The organism is Aurantimonas sp. A2-1-M11 (assembly GCF_036549475.1).
Lineage (GTDB): Bacteria > Pseudomonadota > Alphaproteobacteria > Rhizobiales > Rhizobiaceae > Aurantimonas.
This window is the reverse complement of record NZ_JAZHLI010000222.1, coordinates 1-673: the sequence shown is the minus strand read 5'-3', so window position 1 is coordinate 673 and position 673 is coordinate 1. Positions and strand designations below refer to the sequence as shown.

General features: G+C 62.4%; 1 protein-coding gene. It reads left to right on the top strand.

Translation table 11 applies throughout. The annotated features are described in order from the left end of the window. Window positions 1-60: 60 nt before the first annotated feature. The coding region (locus tag VQ042_RS25790; protein ID WP_331823078.1) for an IS630 family transposase at window positions 61-673 on the top strand (613 nt) is incomplete at its 3' end.

Sequence of the window (673 nt, the reverse complement as noted above, 5' to 3'; positions counted from 1 at the left end):
CTAGTGTTCACCACCTGACATAAGATTCCCATTTGTGATCTGGTGTGCCATGTTCGGCGCATGAGACGAGATGACATTTGTTTTTACGTTGGCCCCGCCGATCGTGCGCATCTTCAAGCCCTTCTCGCCGACCGCAACACCCCGCGCAAGCTGGTCTGGCGGGCACAGATCGTGCTTGCGACGGCGGACGGATGCGGCACCAACGAGATTATGCGGCGTGCGGATACGTCAAAGCCCACTGTCTGGCGCTGGCAGGCGCGCTACCTGGACGAAGGTGTAGACGGGCTGAAGCGCGACAAGACCCGCCCTTCGCGGGTCCCGCCACTTCCCCGGGAAACGCGCCTCAAAGTGATCGCAAAGACGGTCAAGGAGATCCCGTCCAACGCCACCCACTGGAGCCGCTCCGCGATGGCTGAGGCGGTAGGCATTTCGCCGTCGAGCGTCGGCCGCATCTGGGCAGAAGCCGGTCTCAAGCCGCACCTGACACGCGGGTTCAAGGTATCGAACGACCCAAAGTTTGAGGAAAAGGTCACTGACATCGTCGGACTCTACCTCGATCCGCCGGATCGGGCCGTCGTGCTGTGCGTTGACGAGAAGTCGCAGATCCAGGCGCTCGACCGGACGCAGCCGGGGCTGCCCCTCAAGAAGGGTCGCGCCGCCACCTTGACACATG